General features: G+C 40.7%; 14 protein-coding genes. 3 read left to right on the forward strand and 11 right to left on the reverse strand.

The features are described from left to right. The first annotated feature begins 4 nt into the window (after window positions 1-4). Window positions 5-1,141, forward strand: a complete 1,137-nt coding sequence (nspC, locus tag CSV74_RS11435; RefSeq protein ID WP_099691745.1) for a carboxynorspermidine decarboxylase — start codon at window positions 5-7, stop codon at window positions 1,139-1,141. Between the two features lie 44 nt (window positions 1,142-1,185). Here the strand turns inward: nspC and cax are convergent, their stop codons facing one another. The 7 genes from cax to CSV74_RS11470 all read right to left on the reverse strand — a co-directional run bounded on the left by cax (window position 1,186) and on the right by CSV74_RS11470 (window position 10,274). Further along, window positions 1,186-2,232 carry a calcium/proton exchanger gene (gene cax / locus CSV74_RS11440; RefSeq protein WP_099691802.1) on the reverse strand — a complete coding sequence of 349 codons (1,047 nt, stop codon included), beginning with the start codon at window positions 2,230-2,232 and terminating at the stop codon, window positions 1,186-1,188. Between the two features lie 233 nt (window positions 2,233-2,465). Then, the gene (gene nikC, locus CSV74_RS11445) at window positions 2,466-3,362 is read right to left on the reverse strand and encodes a nickel transporter permease (protein WP_029054919.1); all 897 of its coding nucleotides are present in this window, start codon (window positions 3,360-3,362) and stop codon (window positions 2,466-2,468) included. A gap of 17 nt (window positions 3,363-3,379) precedes the next feature. Continuing rightward, complete coding sequence (locus CSV74_RS11450; protein WP_369823713.1) at window positions 3,380-4,411, reverse strand: ABC transporter permease; 1,032 nt, start codon at window positions 4,409-4,411, stop codon at window positions 3,380-3,382. Window positions 4,412-4,478: 67 nt separating this feature from the next. Next, complete coding sequence (locus CSV74_RS11455) at window positions 4,479-6,107, reverse strand: ABC transporter substrate-binding protein (RefSeq protein WP_099691746.1); 1,629 nt, start codon at window positions 6,105-6,107, stop codon at window positions 4,479-4,481. Then, window positions 6,104-7,123: an ABC transporter ATP-binding protein gene (locus tag CSV74_RS11460; protein ID WP_099691747.1), complete on the reverse strand. Its 1,020-nt coding sequence runs from the start codon at window positions 7,121-7,123 to the stop codon at window positions 6,104-6,106. The genes CSV74_RS11455 and CSV74_RS11460 overlap by 4 nt, the downstream gene beginning before the upstream one ends. After that, window positions 7,098-8,123, reverse strand: coding sequence for an ABC transporter ATP-binding protein (locus CSV74_RS11465; RefSeq protein WP_029054923.1), 1,026 nt, complete (start codon window positions 8,121-8,123; stop codon window positions 7,098-7,100). The genes CSV74_RS11460 and CSV74_RS11465 overlap by 26 nt, the downstream gene beginning before the upstream one ends. A gap of 207 nt (window positions 8,124-8,330) precedes the next feature. Continuing rightward, window positions 8,331-10,274, reverse strand: a complete 1,944-nt coding sequence (locus CSV74_RS11470) for an alkaline phosphatase family protein (RefSeq protein ID WP_099691748.1) — start codon at window positions 10,272-10,274, stop codon at window positions 8,331-8,333. A 256-nt stretch (window positions 10,275-10,530) separates the two neighbouring features. On the opposite strand from CSV74_RS11470, the gene CSV74_RS11475 reads away from it, so the two are divergent. Then, window positions 10,531-11,157, forward strand: a complete 627-nt coding sequence (locus CSV74_RS11475; RefSeq protein WP_099691749.1) for a superoxide dismutase — start codon at window positions 10,531-10,533, stop codon at window positions 11,155-11,157. 146 nt (window positions 11,158-11,303) lie between these two features. Here CSV74_RS11475 and CSV74_RS11480 read toward each other — a convergent pair whose 3' ends face one another. The 3 genes from CSV74_RS11480 to CSV74_RS11490 all read right to left on the reverse strand — a co-directional run bounded on the left by CSV74_RS11480 (window position 11,304) and on the right by CSV74_RS11490 (window position 14,349). After that, entirely contained in the window at window positions 11,304-12,107 is an 804-nt protein-coding gene (locus CSV74_RS11480) for an alpha/beta hydrolase family protein (RefSeq protein WP_099691750.1), read from the reverse strand. A gap of 432 nt (window positions 12,108-12,539) precedes the next feature. Then, on the reverse strand, window positions 12,540-13,886 hold the full coding sequence (locus CSV74_RS11485) for a sodium-dependent transporter (RefSeq protein ID WP_099691803.1): 1,347 nt from the start codon (window positions 13,884-13,886) through the stop codon (window positions 12,540-12,542). Between the two features lie 178 nt (window positions 13,887-14,064). After that, entirely contained in the window at window positions 14,065-14,349 is a 285-nt protein-coding gene (locus tag CSV74_RS11490) for a KGG domain-containing protein (RefSeq protein ID WP_233190899.1), read from the reverse strand. Between the two features lie 233 nt (window positions 14,350-14,582). On the opposite strand from CSV74_RS11490, the gene CSV74_RS16775 reads away from it, so the two are divergent. Continuing rightward, complete coding sequence (locus tag CSV74_RS16775) at window positions 14,583-14,741, forward strand: hypothetical protein (RefSeq protein WP_169535196.1); 159 nt, start codon at window positions 14,583-14,585, stop codon at window positions 14,739-14,741. A gap of 40 nt (window positions 14,742-14,781) precedes the next feature. Here the strand turns inward: CSV74_RS16775 and CSV74_RS11495 are convergent, their stop codons facing one another. Further along, window positions 14,782-15,516 (reverse strand): hypothetical protein, encoded by a 735-nt coding sequence (locus CSV74_RS11495; RefSeq protein ID WP_099691751.1) that lies wholly within the window; start codon window positions 15,514-15,516, stop codon window positions 14,782-14,784. Window positions 15,517-15,520: the final 4 nt, after the last annotated feature.

Consider the following 15,520-nt stretch of genomic DNA (forward strand, 5'->3'; position numbering starts at 1 on the left):
TAGTATGAACTTTGATGTACAAGCAGTTCCATCGCCTAGTTATGTCGTTGATGAAAAATTGCTAATTGCTAACTTAGAAAAACTGAAATACGTTATCGATCAAACAGGATGCAAGATCTTACTTGCCCAAAAAGGATTTTCGATGTTTGAAGTCTATCCGTTGATCGGACAGTATTTGCATGGTGTTACTTCAAGTGGTTTACTTGAAGCGCGCCTTGGCTTTGAAGAGATGGGGAAAGAAGTACACACGTATGCACCTGCTTTTCACGAAGATGAGTTTGAGGAGATCCTTCGCTACTCTGATCATTTGGTATTCAATTCATTTGCGCAGTGGAAGCAGTTCAAGAGCCGAGTTCAGGAGCAGGAAAAGTCCATTGAGTGCGGAATCCGGATAAACCCTGAGTACTCGGAGATTGAAGTCGACATGTATAACCCTTGTTTCGCCTATTCACGATTCGGTGTTACGTTGGAAAATTTCGAAGCTGATGAACTAGAGGGTATTCATGGCTTACATTTCCATACGATGTGTGAGCAAAACTCTGATACGTTGTGGAGGACGATCCAAATCATCGATGAAGAGTTCGGACCCTATTTACAGAAGATGAAATGGATCAACTTTGGCGGCGGTCATCATATTACACGTCCTGATTATGATCTCAAAACCTTGATCCGATCCATTCGATTCATGCAGCATAAATATCAACTTGATGTGTACCTGGAGCCAGGCGAGGCAGTCGCACTTAATACAGGATTCCTCGTTGCCACTGTGCTCGATACAATGCATAACGGCATGCCAATTGCCATTCTCGATACCTCAGCTTCCTGCCATATGCCGGACGTTCTGGAGATGCCTTATCGTCCTGAGATTGTCGGAGCAGGTATATCAGGTGAAAAAGCCCATACTTATCGGTTAGGCGGGCCAACTTGTCTTGCGGGTGATGTTATTGGTGATTATTCATTCGACCAGCCATTAAAACCTGGCAACCGCCTAGTGTTTTGCGACATGGCGCATTATTCGATGGTAAAGAATAATACTTTTAACGGAGTCAATCTGCCGTCTATCGTCCTCCATACTGCGAATAATGAAATCAACGTCGTAAAACAATTTGGTTATAAAGATTTCAAGCAACGCCTATCATGATAAAAAACCGATTCGCTAATTTGAGCGAATCGGTTTTTTAAAACTTATAATAAGAAGAATCCAATACCCATAATTAAATAGGCTGAGAACAGCACAAGCCCTTCAAACCAGTTTGACTCCCCGTCATTACATATATTGACGACTAGTAATGTGGCAGTAATCATCGCGATCAACTCTGGCCAAGTGAATACAAGTGGCATTGCGGTAGGCATCATTAACGAAATAAGTACAAGCACCGGTGCTACAAACATCGCTATTTGTAATGTGGATCCAATCGCAATCTCCACCGATACATCCATTTTGTTCTTCATCGCCATCGTAATTGCAGATGAATGCTCCGCCGCGTTACCAACGATTGCGACGATGATGACACCAATAAACAGCTCTGACCAGCCAAACTTCTCACCTAATGTACCAAACGTATGCACTAACTTCTCAGAAACAAAAGCGACCGCTACTGTTGAAATCATTAGTACTAATATGGCTTTCTTTTTACTCCACTCTGGTACTTCATCCGTCTCATGAACTTCAGAACCGAATACGCCTCGGTGTGTGAATAATTTAAATACTAGACCTGCTAAGTAAATTAGGATGAGTATGATCGAAATACCGACACTCAGATTCAGTCCAGTTCTAGTATCCATCGTCATCGAGAAGACTTCCGGAATCACAAATGCCACGACAATCGCAAAAATTAATAATGCGGAATTAAATCGCGCGTCGAAAATATTGAAATTCTGTCTTTTATGCTTCAGGCCACCTGCGAAAAACGATAAGCCCAGTACCAATAATAAGTTACCTAAAACAGAACCTGTTAACGAAGCCAGTACGATTGCAATTAATCCGGCTTTTAACGTAAATATGGAAATAATAAGTTCTACCGCATTACCGAATGTTGCATTTAGTAAACCACCAATTCGTGGTCCACTGACAATCGCTAAACTCTCTGTGGCTCTTCCGATGAATCCGGCAAGCGCAATAATACTGTAACAACATATTGCAAACATCCATAAATCTGACCAGTTCAAGAATGACGCTATAAATACTAAAGGCACGCCTGTAAACGCCATGATAGCAAATACTTTCTTCAGTGTCTCCACCTCTTTTCATAATCAATTTGTTATAATCCTTCCCTAATTCCAGTGCAAATAAACTAGTTAATAATTGGTTGATCATCAGAATGTAGACGAATGAATGAATGAATCAATCTGCCTGTAAGTAAATTATCACCTATTACTAATCAAAAAAAGATAGAGAGGAGTCTGTAAATAAGACTCTTCTCTATCAACAATAATACTAGGATTATTTATACAAAGTGAATAGCTTAACTCTTCATTTTCGGATCTAATGCATCACGTAATCCGTCACCCATTAAGTTAAAGCCTAATACAGTCAGCATAATGGCAAGTCCAGGGAAAATCATTGTCCACGGAGCATTTTGCAAGTAATCCTTGGAATCAGCTAACATCTTTCCCCACTCAGGGTATGGAGCTTCTGCCCCTAATCCTAAAAATCCGAGTGCTGCTGCTTCGAGAATAGCTGTAGCAATCGCCAATGTACCTTGTACAATGACAGGCGCCATTGAGTTAGGTAAAATATGCGAAAACAGAATCCTGAAGTCTTTCATACCAATTGCCTTTGCCGCTGTAATATATTCATCCTCTTTTATACTCAACACTTTAGATCGGATCAATCGTCCAAAGTTTGGTACGTTAATGATTGCAATAGCAATCAACGCGTTACGTAAACTTGGTCCCAATACAGATACAATCGCAATTGCCAATAAAATAGATGGAAAAGCAAGCATAATATCGAATATCCTTGAGATAATGGTATCGATCCACCGACCATAATAACCTGCAATGATACCAAGGAAACTTCCCACTACAATTGAACCAACTACCGAGAAGAATCCAACAGATAACGAAATACGCGCACCATGAATAATGCGTGAGAAAATATCACGGCCGAAGTCATCCGTTCCAAACCAATACTCCGAAGAAGGAGGTTGCAGTCGATCTGTCATTAATTGTTCGTTGATGCCTTCTTTTGTGACAAGAGGACCGAATAGCGCAAGCAGGATAAAGAATATCACAATGACTGCGCCTACGACCGCCACTTTACTTTTACGAAAACCTACCCAAGCTTCCCGCCAAGGTCCTGTTGTCTTTTCTAATTCTGCTTCTACTACTCCGTCTACTTTAGGCGTAAATTCTGACATGAACTGTTCCTCCTTCCTCAATCATACTTAATCCTCGGATCGATCAATCCATATAGTAAATCGACGATCAGATTAATCATGACGAAGATAAATGCCACGATGAGAATGCCTGATTGAATAACAGGATAGTCTCTAAAGTTAATTGCATCATAGATGTAGCGTCCAATTCCAGGCCAAGCAAAGATTGTTTCCGTTAGAATCGCTCCACCAAGTAGTAAGCCAATCTGCAGACCAATAATTGTCAACACAGGAATAATCGCATTTTTCAACGCGTGCTTATATACTACCCAGAACATTTTCTGACCCTTTGCTCGTGCTGTACGAATATAGTCCGAACGCATCACTTCCAGCATACTCGAACGCGTCATTCGGGCGATAATGGCCATCGGAATGGTGGCAAGCGCTAGTCCAGGTAAGATCAAATGTTTAATTACTACCCATAATTGATCAAACCTCCCCTGGATGAGCGTATCAATTATGTATAAGTTGGTGATGGCGGATACAGGATCACGGACATTTTCACGTCCCGTTGTTGGTAACCATTGCAATTCAATTGCGAATGCCCACTGCCCCATTAATCCTAACCAGAAAATAGGCATGGAGACACCGACCAGCGCCAATACCATTGCTGAATAATCAAACCATGAGTTTTGGAACCAGGCAGAAATAATACCCGCATTAATTCCTACAACGACCGCGATAATCATCGCAAATAATGCCAATTCCAATGTAGCTGCTAAATAAGGCCAAATTTCGTCCGCCACAGGAAGTCGCGTACGCATGGATTCACCTAAATCACCTTTTAAAATACCACCAAGATAACTGAAGTATTGTGTATACCATGGTTGATCAAGACCTAGCTTGATCGTCAAGGCTTCCACCGCTTCTTTTGTTGCTTGTTGTCCTAAAATTACTTGCGCTGGATTACCAGGAATTGCACGAATCAACATGAAAACTAAAAATGTCATACCAAGCAGGACAGGAATTAGCTGTAAAAGCCTCTTAATCGTATAGTTGAACAACTCTTTCACCCCTCCGGCTCTTATCATTAATTAATCAAAGAAAGGGAGAATGCTCGCTTCTCCCTCTTCTTCCATCATGTAATTAACCTATTACTTATTTGAATTCTACATTCGACAACAAATCAGAACCAGTAGGATGTGGAACGAAACCAGTTAGTTCTTTCGCTCCGCCTAACAATGGAATGGAATGTGCAAGTGGTACCCAAGGTGCTTCTTCGTGAAGAATTTCCTGAGCTTGCTTATACAACTCAATACGCTTGTCTTCGTCTACTTCCGTTTGTGCTTCCAGGAATAGCTTATGTGTTTCATCGTTCTTAAAGTACGTGTAGTTATTGCTTCCGATATTGTCTTCATCTAACAATACGTATAGGAAGTTGTCTGCGTCACCGTTATCGCCAGTCCAACCTAGCATGAATGCATCTGCTTCTCCCTTGCTTGCTTTATCGAGGTAAGTTGCCCACTCATAAGAAACGATTTTCGCTTTAATACCCACATCAGCCAAGTTACTTTGAATCGCTTCCGCTACTTTCGTACCGTCTGGCATATATGGACGTGGAACCGGCATTGCCCAAAGTTCCATTTCAAATCCGTCTTCGAGACCTGCTTCTTTCAATAGTTCTTTCGCTTTTTCAGGATCGTATGCATACGCTTCTACCTCATCGTTATAACCTGAAATCGATGAAGGCATAGCATTTTTCGCCACTTCCGCGCGCCCTTCAAAGAATGAATCGATGATTGACTGTTTATCGATAGCATAATTCATTGCTTGACGTACTTCTTTTTTATCAAACGGCTCACGAGTGACCGTTAAACCAAGGTATCCGACGTTCATAGAAGGACGTTCGAACAATTGCAATGCATCGTTATCTTCAATCTTTGCTCCATCAGCTGGATTGATTCCATCCGCCAAATCAATTTCTCCAGAAAGTAAAGCGTTCAAACGAGCAGAGTTATCAGGAATTGCTTGGAAAATGACGCGATCCAATTTTGGTAATCCCTCTTGCCAGTACTCTTCGTTCTTTTCAATCGTAATTGTTTCATTTGGCTTCCACTCTACAAACTTGAATGGACCTGTTCCTACTGGGTTACGCTCATACTCATCATCGCCCTTTTCAAAAGCTTCAGGACTAGAAATAGCGAACATACTCATCGCAAGATTTTTCAAGAATGGCGCTTGTGGACGCTTCAATGTGATAATCACTGTGGATTCTCCATCTGCTTTAACAGATTCAATTACGTGATCTTCATCGTCTTTAAATCCACCGAACATAGAGTTATAGTATGGGAAAGTATCTGCATCTCCATTAGCCCAACGCTCGAAGTTCTTTACAACAGCTTCTGCATTAAAATCAGTGCCATCATGGAATTTCACACCTTCTTCCAATTGGAATGTATACGTCAATCCGTCTTCACTTGTGTCATACTCTTTAGCAAGTCCAGGTTGAACCGTCGTATCCTGCTCCCCAAAATTTAATAATGTTTCGAATAAATTCACTGTTACTTTAAATGTTTCCCCTTCTGTTACACGGGATGGGTCAAGAGATGTTGAATCTCCACCTCGTCCGAATACTAATGTCTTGTTTTCACTGCCGCCTTTATCCGCAGCGTCTTTGTCCTTGTCACCACTGCCTTCTTTATCATCGCCGCCTGAACAAGCTGCCAGTGCAGTCGATAAGACAAGAAGCATGATCAACGCAAACGACCACAGTTTCCCTTTTCTCATACAGATCCCTCCAATTGTTTTTTTCTTTCTATATCATCGTTGCCTTCCACAGTATAAAGATGGCAAGCAACAGAATGACCAGTTTTCTCCTCTGCTAATACAGGGGTTATTTTCGTGCAGACATCCATTTTGAAAGGACAGCGAGTGTGGAATGCACAACCGCTTGGCGGGTTCGCCGGACTTGGCATATCCCCTTCAATAATGATTTGTTCCTTTTTATAATTGGGATCTGGTACAGGTACCGCAGACAATAACGCCTGTGTGTAAGGATGCAATGGATTTGCGTAAAGCTCTTCACTTTCTGTAATCTCCACAATTTTCCCCAAGTACATTACTGCTACGCGATCACTGATATGGCGAACAACACCGAGATCATGTGCAATGAAGATATACGTCAAGTGGAATTCTTTTTGTAAATCCTGCATTAAGTTCAATACTTGCGCCTGAATAGATACGTCAAGCGCAGACACTGGCTCATCTGCAATAATCAACTTGGGGTTCGTCATCAATGCACGGGCTATACCAATTCGCTGACGCTGCCCCCCACTGAATTGGTGAGGATAACGTTTTGCGTGATATTCACTCAAACCGACAATCTTTAGAAACTCTACGACTTTTTTGCGACGATCCTTTGCACTGCCACCACCATGAACAATCAATGGCTCTTCTAAAATCTTGCCGATTGTATGACGAGGATTCAATGAAGCATAGGGATCTTGGAAGACCATTTGGATATCTCGACGAACTGATCGGATTTCAGTAGCAGAGAGCTTCGTCAAATCTTTCCCCTGGAATTCCACGACGCCCTCTGTAGGTTCTAGCAATTGCATAATTGTCCGTCCTGTCGTCGATTTCCCGCAACCACTTTCTCCTACGATTCCAAGCGTCTCTCCTTCATTTACATGAAAGGTAATATCATCGATCGCTTTGACATGACCGACTGTTTTACCAATCAGCCCTTTGCGAATCGGAAAGTATTTTTTCAACCCTTCAACTTCTAGTAGTGGTTTGTTCATTTGCACTCGTCACTCCTTGTTGTTCGTCATATAAGAAGCATCTAGTTTGATGGTTTTCGGAGTTTCGGTACAATTCTGGTGTTTCTACCCTGCATCTCGAGAAAGCGCTTTCACATCTCGCGGCGAATCTACAGCCCTGTTCAATAGAGCCGGGTTTTGGTACATTACCTGGAATCGAATAGAGACGATCTTTTTTATTCCGCATATCAGGAACGGACTGAATCAATCCTCGTGTGTAAGGATGACAAGGATTTTCAAATATTACTTTGGTTGGTGCTTCTTCAATAACTTGGCCTGAATACATAACCACAACGCGTTCACAAGTTTCAGCCACTACTCCTAAATCATGTGTAATGAGTAAAATCGCTGTATTCATACGCTCATTCAACTCACGCATCAACTTGAGGATTTGTGCTTGAATAGTTACATCAAGTGCCGTTGTAGGTTCATCTGCAATGAGTACTTTCGGATCGCATACAAGCGCCATTGCAATCATGACACGCTGTCGCATACCACCGGATAACTGGTGAGGATATTCTTTCATAATTTCTTCAGAGCGAGGTAGTCCTACTAATTTCAACATTTCAGTTGCTCGTTCCTTAATTTGCTTTTTTGACCATTTTTTCTGATGAAGAGAAATGGCTTCAGACATCTGATTGCCTATTGTGAAGAGCGGGTTCAATGAAGTCATAGGCTCCTGAAAAATCATCGCGACATCATTCCCACGAATCTCTCTCATTTCCTTCTCCGTTTTCTTCAGGAGATCTTGACCTTCAAACAGGATTTCACCGCCAGTGATTTTTCCAGGCGGACTTGGCACTAACTGCATGATAGACAAAGAGGTTACACTCTTTCCGCAGCCTGACTCTCCAACAATCCCCAAGACTTCGCCTTCTCTCACATAAAAGTCCACATGATCTACTGCTGGAATTTCTCCTGAATCCGTGAAAAAGGTCGTTTGCAAATCTTTTACTTCAAGTAATTTCTTTCTTTCGTTCATTTGCTCACCTTTTTCTTTTTCTGAAATAACTAATTAATCATTATTATACTTTTATTCTGATTAAACGCAAGACGCTTTTTTAATAAAGTAATATATTAAGAGAATTTTGTTGAAAACAAAAGAAGTGCAATAGGTAATGTCTTACCTACGCACTTCTTAACTAACTATAGTTGTCTGAATATTATATTTACTATTCGAGCTGTATAATTATCTTTCTGACCAAATGACTTCTCCTTCTACAAAGTCTGGAACTCGTAAGCCTAATAACTCATATACACTCGGGGCAATATCTGTCATCGTTATTCTTTCGCTCATTTCGCCCGGTGGAATCATAGGGCCGGATCCATATAAAATCGGCCGTAATGTTGAACGCTCAGGATTTCCACCATGACTCCCCAATTCCTGCGTTGGTTCAACAGCAATTTTTGCATCTTTCCCCATTATAAACCCTGGAGCAGCGGATAAAAACACGTCCCCGCTATTATTATTATTTAAAGCAGCATACCCCTCTTGATCCTCTGTCCAAATAGTCTCGTACGGATACACTTCGGACTGCTTCTCGCTAGATAAGACAGACAAGCTTGGATACATATAGACTTTATTAAATTTCTCATTTTTACTAGTAAGCCAACGTAAAATAGGATGTGCTACTTTTTCAGGATTTTGGGAAAGTGCAGTAAAAACGGTCTTATCTTTAAAAATTGATACGATTTCCTTCTTCACTTGTTCATATTCTTCTTCTTTCACGATTCCTTTTTTCTCTCTGCCCTTCAAATTTACATAAACATGGGCAATCGTTCCACTCGCTTCTGCATAAGCTTTCGTTTTAGATGCATCTATATTTCCTTCTTGATCTTTTACAAGTAGTCCTGCCTTTTCCAATTCTTTATTCGGAGACAGCCTTGTATGAATTGGTTCCAATCCATGATCCGAAACAATTAATACGTGATCTTCGGGATTCTGATTGTTTTTAATTCGACCGATTGCACGATCTGCTTGGCCAAAAGCCCAGCTCACATATTCTTCTTTTTCCAATACATTTGCTAATTGATATCCAGGTTGAGCAGGTTCTCTTAATAAAAATTCATGTAGTTCATTGTCTACTACAGAATAATAGTAAAATAATAGGTCAGGCCGATAGTTCTCTTTAATATGAAAACTAACATCCGTCACCCAGTTTGTGAATCGTTCGCCCACTTGCTCATATTCTTCTCTTGTAATATCTCCATTTTTAAACGCCTCTATTTCATCAGCTGCTGGGTAAAATCCAAATTCAGATTGAATTTCTTCTGCAAATTTTCCGGGTCCTCTATATAGCCCGCCCATAACAGTACCTTGAAACAACTGAAGCTCTTCGTTGTTCTCAGGATTTCTCTTTAGTTTCACATAAAACCCTGCACTATCAAAATTATGTAAGTTCAGCGCGACGGCAATCCAATTATTGGGTGATACTTCTTCTCCCATATCTTTTCTATCCATAGACATATAATATTTCGATTCTTTTTCATCTGTTCTTAGAATATATAATTGTTTAGCAGGTGATTTTTTTATATCCAATGAAATAACTGCCTCTTCTACTTTTACTGATCCTGCATTTATTTGTTCAACGCGTTCATCATCTACTACTGAAAACTTTAAGTTATGAAGTTTCGAATCTGCCAAGGTCCCGCCCGAATAGACAGCGTAAGTAGCAGCAGATGCGTTATCAGGATTGGAGTCCGGAAAGGAGACGGTCGCTGTGATCTTCCCTTGATTTCTTGCCTCTTTCCATATAGGCGTAGCACCTAACGTCTGTGCAAAGCCACTCTGATCATCTTTCACTTTCTCTCCTAATGAATGAAAATGATTACTGACAATACCTGTCTTTGAAGGTCCAGCACCCGTAGACATTGCTGCATGTGATGGTGCAGTCAATGATGGTGTAATTGTAACAAAATCTGTGGCGTAGGCTGCCTGTTGCTGAAACTTCTCTAAATTTGGCATGATTCCTTTGCCTATGTAACGTTGTGCATCCTCATACCCCAAGCCGTCAAATGACACGACGCTAATTGTGCCTGTTGTTTCAGTAGCTTTACTAGATGAATGGTTAGTAGTGATGGTCATACTACATAAAATACTAATCATTATGAACATACTTATAGGCTTGAACATATTGACATCCCTCGCTTTATAGAACTATTCCCTTCATGAAAACAAGGTAAACTTGCTAACTAGAAAGTCGTGAAAAGTTTCTTAATCACTACGACTTCCAGGAAAATCATTCCTAGTCCTTTAGTTTTATTTATTATTTTTTTCCACAAAACCCTTGCGTTTTTTTCATTTCTTTATTAATGTTGCCTTAAGGAAACATTATTTCCTTAAGGAAACTTTTTTAAAAGTTTCTCATCGTTTCTTTGGAGGTGAAAATTTGAAGCCATTTGTTCTTCCTGATTTGCCTTATGCAGTAGACGGTCTTGAACCGTATATAGATGCACGGACATTGGAAATCCACCATGGCAAACATCATCAGACGTACGTCAATAACTTGAATGCGGCATTGGATAACCATGAAGAGTTACAATCTCAATCTCTTGAAACCATATTGACTGATCTCAGTCAGGTACCTGAGGAGATTCGCACTGCCGTCCAAAACAACGGCGGTGGACATTACTGTCACAGCTTATTCTGGGAATCCATGACGCCAAAAAGTAAAGGGGAACCATCCGCAGACATTAAAAGAGAAATCGAAAAGTATTTTAATACATTCGATAATTTCCAAGATGTCTTGTCAAAAGCGGCAGTCAGTCGCTTTGGTAGTGGGTACGGTTGGTTAGTACTTTCTGACGGCGAGTTAGAAGTCATGAGCACGCCAAACCAGGATACACCATTGAAAGACGGAAAAACTCCATTACTAGTCATTGATGTATGGGAACACGCTTACTATTTGTCATACCAGAACCGCCGCCCCGAATTTGTACAAAATTGGTGGCACACTGTGGACTGGGACATTGTGAATGAGCGTTTCATTCAAGCTGCTAAAACAGCAGCAACTTAATTTTTCTTTTTTCCTTATCTCCAGTTTTACCCTACATTCCAAAATTAGGGCTGCCGATCCGCGGAAACGGGTCAGGCAGCCCGCCTTTTTATTTTCACTAAAAAATCTCCCGCCACGTGTATACTGTGCGGAAGATTTTCACGAATTTATGTTTGAGACACTAACTTTTCTACTAGACTACCTTCGAGCCAAGCTAAACTCTTGTCGAATAGTTCATCTTCGAATGAATGACTGGAAAACGTATGATCTGCTTTGTCGATATACTGCTCAAACACTTGCCTAGTATCTACGCGTTTATTTAGTGAGTTTGCGTATCGTACCGCATGTTCTTTCGGAATTTGCTCGTCTTCCTTTGCATGAATAATATGCGCTGACCCTGTAAATGAGCGAACCGCTTCAATAGGCTGATGCTTTTTTAAATCTTTCAGGAACGTTTGACTGATCATAAAACCATGGTAATCATGACTGCCTTTTCTAGCAATTTCATGAACCGCTTTCGGTCCAAGAATCCCAGTAATATCTTCGTATGGCGTACCTACCGGCGACCAGAGAATTAATTGTTTAATACGGGTATCGCTTGCCGCCGTAAGTGATGCAATAGCTCCACCCATACTATGCCCAACCATCGTAATGCGTCGTTGATCTATTCCTCGAATGGAGCATAAATAAGCTACGACATCCTGCACTTCCTTCAATTGATTCGTTACTGTTACACCAGCATAATCTCCATCACTTTCACCACAACCGCTAAAATCAAAGCGGAATACCCCATATCCACGCTCAGTAAAATAACGTGCAGCTTTAACAAACAGACGGTGTTCTCCTACTTTACTGCCTACGAATCCATGAATAAATATTAGTAATGGTATTGCTTCTTTTCTATATTCAGGCAGATGAAGCGCACCCGATAAATTATGTTCCCCAGAACGAATTGTGATCATTTTTTGCATTTCTTCCCCACTCCAGTCAAAATATATTATTCCAACATGTTTAATAGGTATTATACAATTTAGATAGGTCTAAGTCAAATCAATCCATTGGTACCCCTTATTCTTACATAGAAAAAAGACTCCCATATAAAAGAGTCTTAAAAAGATGAAAGGTGCTTATTTAGTTATTAAGGTTTCCGTTCCCATATGAAGAGTATTTATCGTTTGAGACTGCATTGAGGGTAAAAAGTGAAATAGTAACCCCTTTTACAGTTGGTTAAGTTTTGACTCAAAAAATAAACTACATAGGATTTTGTCCTTCACTCACTAAATCTAGAAACGTTACTAATTGATCTTAGTTACAGGCGGCGACTCCGGGGATCAGCTCACCGCGGGCTCTCCTGTCCGCCTAGAACACAGATCAACAGTGCTATTCCCCTCTGTATATCTGCCTTACTTCACTATCCCGAGCGTATTCAAGAACACCACAATAATAGTCAGTGGCACTACCCATTTCATTAAAAAGTGCCAGAGCGGATAGAAGCCTATGGATTGCGTATTATACTGTGTAAATTCATCACGCACCAACACCTGGTCCATCTTGCGGACAATGAACAACGCAATTAGCAAACATCCTGCTGGAAGCAAAATATTACTGACTAGATAATCTGTCGCATCAAAAACACTCTTATTGAATATCAGCAATCCCGACAATGTACTAGAAGACAATGCAGAAGGAATTGCGGCAATGAATACAACTGCACCAATCAACCAAGTCACAGACTTTCGCGTCCGCTTGCCACTCGCTGTCATCGCTGCGACAATGATCTCATACAAACTAAACGAAGACGTCAATGTCGCAAACAAGAACAATATCAAGAATAACGCCAGGAATACTTGCCCGAGCGGGAGTTGTGAAAAGACTGCTGGTAACACCATAAATAGTAATTCAGGTCCCGCAGCCGGTTCTTGCCCGAACGCGAAGACCGCTGGGAAAATAGCTAAACCTGCTAGTAATGAAACAAATAAATTCATCCCCACTACGGAACTTGCAGATGAAGTCAAACTAACGTCTTTCTTCAGGTATGAACTGTACGTTACCATACAAGAAAATCCGACAGCCAATGAAAAGAAAGACTGTCCAAGTGCATACAACACTGATTCTCTTGTAATACTTGAGAAATCAGGCTTCAAGAAGAAGGACACACCTTCCATTGCACCAGGCAACGTCAATGATCGAACGACTAAAATAATAAAAAACACAAATAATAAAGGCATCATATATTTATTCGCTTTTTCAATACCGTTTTGCACACCAGAAGATACGACTAATATGTTAATAATCGTAAATAGAAACAGACCGATCAACGTCGTCATTGGCGAACCGACAATTGAACCAAATTGTTCCGAATAGGAAGCACCTTCACTAATGATTTTGCCACCAATAGACAATCCGCTATATACGAATACCCAACCACCCACTACACTATAGAAGGATAGCAAAAGAAAACATCCTGCTACACCGAGCTTGCCAATCCATGGCCATGCACTAGCCGGCGCCAACTTCTTGTAAGCACTGATTGCTTCTCTACCCGAACCACGACCAATAATAAATTCAGAAACCAACATTGGCAATCCAATCAAAATTGTAAATACGACGAATAGTAGGAAAAACGCACCACCGCCACTCATTCCTGTAACATACGGGAATTTCCAGATTGCTCCAAGGCCTATTGCTGCACCTGCTGAAGACATAATAAACCCAAGCTTCGAAGACCATTGTTCTTTACGTTGTTCCATTTTCTCACCCATTTCCTTTTACTTCTGCTTATTACAGTTATACTGTACTGCACCATTAGAAACAATAGCATATTTGTATACTTTATAGTTAAGCACGACAAAAAAGACGTACCAGAGTAAAAATACTCCATTCGGTTACGTCTTTTTCTTCTCGACAATATATGCTTAAGTTTGCTGTCTAGTTCGTACTCTTATTCTGTTGCGCTCTAGCTTCTCCGCCCTTACGTCCGATATTCTCATAAAATTGTTTATCGTGCTTCTCGGAAGTAGCTTTTCCGCCTTTACGTCCAATTTCTTTATAAAATTCACTACTATGCTTTTGAGCTGTGGCTTCCCCACCTTTGCGACCAATCTGTTCATAGAACTCTTTATCGTGCTTTTTAGCGGTTGCTTGACCGCCTTTACGCCCCGCTTCTTCCAGAGACATTTTCTTCTCTTGTTCTGTAGTACGTTGGTTAGCCATATACATTCCTCCTCCTCGTGTTCGATTTACCAAGCTTAATGAATATATTCCCAATCCACTACATGCTAAACACAAGGCGAGTTAAATAACCTTAACTCGATTGAAAGACTTACGGAATAGAATTCACTTCCCATTTACCTGTATTAGCCAAATGCTTTATCTATATTCATGTATAACTTCTCATTTTTGAACCAACTTACTTATGAAGGTACTTACAGAAGGGAGAATGACCAATGGGAAGAGATGAACATAGTAAAGGAAGTAATTCAGCTGGCTCATTACCACAAACGCCAAAGAATCAAACGATTGCCGCACGCGATATGCATGAAGAGATCGCGAAAGAATTTGCTGAATTGCGTAAAGCTCCCAAACAAAAAAAGCGTAAGTCATAAGTGAAAAAAGACCAGGGAAAATTCCCTTGGTCTTTTTCAATCATTTTCGAGTAGGCGCTTGTTCATCTATGAGTTTCTCTAGACGCTCGTCCCATTCTTCTGTTAATGTATTCCACACTCTAGTGAAATAGTTGTTTTCCGCACGATTGTAAACATAGAACTCCACACAAGGAATAAGTTGATTATCAAGCGTTCGGGGGGTCTCTATTTTATCCACAACCTTCTGTAGTGGACCTTCTGCAGCTTCTGCTCCAGTAGCAAGTAGTGTTGCCCGCAATTGTTCATCATCTAATCGTTGCGCGCTTCTGGTGAATTTCCTTGCTAATCTAAACTCTTTAACTTTTGCTGTGAAGATTTTTTCAGGTTGTTCACATAAAATCGAATCATGGCAAGCACTGTAATAAAACTTTTTTTCTGCTTTTTCAGGTGGATGTTCGTAAACACCCGATTGTAATTGCCTTACTCCAATGCTAGTCAATTCAAAACTTTCTTTACGTAACTCGATCATTTGTGCCGCTTCCATCTTATTAAACAAATCCTCTATAAACAGTGGTTCAACAGCTAGAAATTCTGCAATTATTTTTGATTCAGATACATCTAGCTTTTGAACTGTAAGTAAAATCATTTTCATTAGTATATCCATTGTCGTGCGCTTAATAGTTGTGAAGGGTATATTAATGAGTTCGACCGGCAATCCCCAGCTGTCTGATTGTTGTATTTGGATATCCGGCTGTTGTTCGAGTTCTCGTTGCAACCTTTTCCGAAGCGAATCCATCTAC

It is taken from the genome of Sporosarcina sp. P19, from assembly GCF_002743165.1.
GTDB lineage: Bacteria > Bacillota > Bacilli > Bacillales_A > Planococcaceae > Sporosarcina > Sporosarcina ureae.

Excerpts from the sequence above, each read along its gene's own strand:
- CSV74_RS11470 (WP_099691748.1), bottom strand. The coding sequence starts at position 10,274 with ATGTTCAAGCCTATAAGTATGTTCATAATGATTAGTATTTTATGTAGT.
- CSV74_RS11465 (WP_029054923.1), bottom strand. The coding sequence starts at position 8,123 with ATGAACGAAAGAAAGAAATTACTTGAAGTAAAAGATTTGCAAACGACC.
- CSV74_RS11480 (WP_099691750.1), bottom strand. The coding sequence starts at position 12,107 with ATGCAAAAAATGATCACAATTCGTTCTGGGGAACATAATTTATCGGGT.
- nspC (WP_099691745.1), top strand. The coding sequence starts at position 5 with ATGAACTTTGATGTACAAGCAGTTCCATCGCCTAGTTATGTCGTTGAT.
- CSV74_RS11490 (WP_233190899.1), bottom strand. The coding sequence starts at position 14,349 with ATGGCTAACCAACGTACTACAGAACAAGAGAAGAAAATGTCTCTGGAA.
- CSV74_RS11485 (WP_099691803.1), bottom strand. The coding sequence starts at position 13,886 with ATGGAACAACGTAAAGAACAATGGTCTTCGAAGCTTGGGTTTATTATG.
- nikC (WP_029054919.1), bottom strand. The coding sequence starts at position 3,362 with ATGTCAGAATTTACGCCTAAAGTAGACGGAGTAGTAGAAGCAGAATTA.
- CSV74_RS11495 (WP_099691751.1), bottom strand. The coding sequence starts at position 15,516 with ATGGATTCGCTTCGGAAAAGGTTGCAACGAGAACTCGAACAACAGCCG.
- CSV74_RS11450 (WP_369823713.1), bottom strand. The coding sequence starts at position 4,411 with ATGATAAGAGCCGGAGGGGTGAAAGAGTTGTTCAACTATACGATTAAG.
- CSV74_RS11455 (WP_099691746.1), bottom strand. The coding sequence starts at position 6,107 with ATGAGAAAAGGGAAACTGTGGTCGTTTGCGTTGATCATGCTTCTTGTC.
- CSV74_RS11460 (WP_099691747.1), bottom strand. The coding sequence starts at position 7,123 with ATGAACAAACCACTACTAGAAGTTGAAGGGTTGAAAAAATACTTTCCG.
- CSV74_RS16775 (WP_169535196.1), top strand. The coding sequence starts at position 14,583 with ATGGGAAGAGATGAACATAGTAAAGGAAGTAATTCAGCTGGCTCATTA.